This window comes from Streptomyces sp. SAS_270 (assembly GCF_052543295.1).
This window is the reverse complement of sequence record NZ_JBMNDS010000181.1, coordinates 1-1596: the sequence shown is the minus strand read 5'-3', so window position 1 is coordinate 1596 and position 1596 is coordinate 1. Positions and strand designations below refer to the sequence as shown.

The window sequence follows — 1596 nt, the reverse complement described above, 5'->3', positions numbered from 1 at the left end:
CACCGCCGCAGCGATGCGGCGGTGCCCCGGCTTTCGTAGGAGACCCCAGCCGGGCGGAGCTCCGGGACGTGCCGGTCCCGTCCGGCCGTGCTCCGGGGACCGATCGGCCCAAGCGCACCCGGCCTGCGCCGGACAAACTGGATCTGAGGTGCAATCCGGTCACTGTGGCGGCGACCGGCCCGATGAGAGGGAGTGACGGGTCATGAGGGAACAGACGCCGTCCCAGGCAGTGGAGGGACCTCCGCATGGCGACCTCGGGCGCCGTATCGCCGCCCGCCGCACGGAACTCGGCCTGAGCCGGAGAGAGACGGCCACCCGGGCCGGCATGGCTCCGGGCTACCTCAAGTACCTCGAGGAGCGCCCCGGTGCCGCACCGGGGCGAGGCGTCCTGCTCGGACTGGCCGCAGTCCTCGGGACCACCGTGCGGGACCTCGCCGGCGGCGACACCGATCTGCCGCGCGGACTGGGACAGGCCGCCCCCAACCCTGGCCTCGTGGAGCTGAGCGTCCCGGAGTGCCGGGATCTACTTTCCACGCACGGCGTGGGGCGGATCGCAGTGCCCACCGTCTCCGGGCCTGTCGTGGTGCCCGTCAATTACAGCTTCGTCGACGGCGCGATCGTCTTCCGGACCGAGCCCGGGTCCACCCCTTCCCAGGCGTCCGGCTGCCAGGTCGCCTTCGAGGTCGACCGCATCGACGATGCGTTCAGCCGAGGCTGGAGCGTGCTGGTGCGGGGGCACGCCCGGACCGTGACAGAACCCGACGACATAAGCCGGCTCGTCGACCGGGCCGACAGCGCGCCCTGGGCCGGCGGGCGCCGAGAGCAGTGGGTGCGCATTGATCCCCTCGTCATCACCGGGCGCCGCATCACGGTGTGACCCGGGACGTTCTCCGGCTCGGCCGGGACCGATGGCCCCTCACGGCCGGCCCCCGCCCGACGGAGGATGACGGCAATGTTCAGGCGGTGTGCACCCAGGTGAGAGACGGACTGGCCCATGTACGCGAACGACGGTTTTCGTGAAATCGAGCGGCAGGAGTGCCTGCGTCTGATGGCGAAGGCGCCTGTCGGCCGTATCGTCCACACGCGTCACGCGCTACCCGCCGTGCTGCCTGTCAACTTCCGCGTGGACACCGACGGCGCTGTGGTGCTGCGCACCTCGGCGGCGTCGGAGCTGGTCCGCGCGGTCGACGGTGCGGTGGTCGCCTTCGAGGTCGACGAGGTCGATGCGGTCGCCCACTCCGGCTGGAGCGTCGTCGTGACCGGCTCGGCGACGGTGGTGACCGACCCGGACGAGCACGAGCGCCTGCTCCGGACCGGCCCTCGTTCCTGGGCGCCCTCGCCCGAGGAGGTCTTCGTCCGCATCCAACCCGAACTGGTCACCGGCCGGGAACTCGTGGGCGGACGCAGTCTCTATGGGGTGGAGCTGACGACCTGACACCGTCGCCGGTCCGTGTCCAGCGGGCACCGTCCATTGCGTCCCTGGGCTTCACCGGCACCGGCGTGCGCCGGACGGTCACCCGTCGGGTGCCGGTGACGCAGACCGGCTGACCAGGAGGACCGGCGGCCGTTTTGGTCGGCTGAACCGGGGGGGGGGGG

At 71.9% G+C, this 1596-nt stretch carries 2 protein-coding genes; both read left to right on the top strand.

Translation table 11 applies throughout. The features are described from left to right. The first annotated feature begins 202 nt into the window (after window positions 1-202). On the top strand, window positions 203-877 hold the full coding sequence (locus tag ACN6LB_RS45785; protein WP_445031094.1) for a helix-turn-helix domain-containing protein: 675 nt from the start codon (window positions 203-205) through the stop codon (window positions 875-877). A gap of 117 nt (window positions 878-994) precedes the next feature. Beyond that, window positions 995-1435 (top strand): pyridoxamine 5'-phosphate oxidase family protein, encoded by a 441-nt coding sequence (locus ACN6LB_RS45780; protein ID WP_445031093.1) that lies wholly within the window; start codon window positions 995-997, stop codon window positions 1433-1435. Window positions 1436-1596: the final 161 nt, after the last annotated feature.

Bases quoted from the DNA above. Each gene is read 5' to 3' on its own strand.
- ACN6LB_RS45785 (WP_445031094.1), top strand. From the start codon at position 203: ATGAGGGAACAGACGCCGTCCCAGGCAGTGGAGGGACCTCCGCATGGC.
- ACN6LB_RS45780 (WP_445031093.1), top strand. From the start codon at position 995: ATGTACGCGAACGACGGTTTTCGTGAAATCGAGCGGCAGGAGTGCCTG.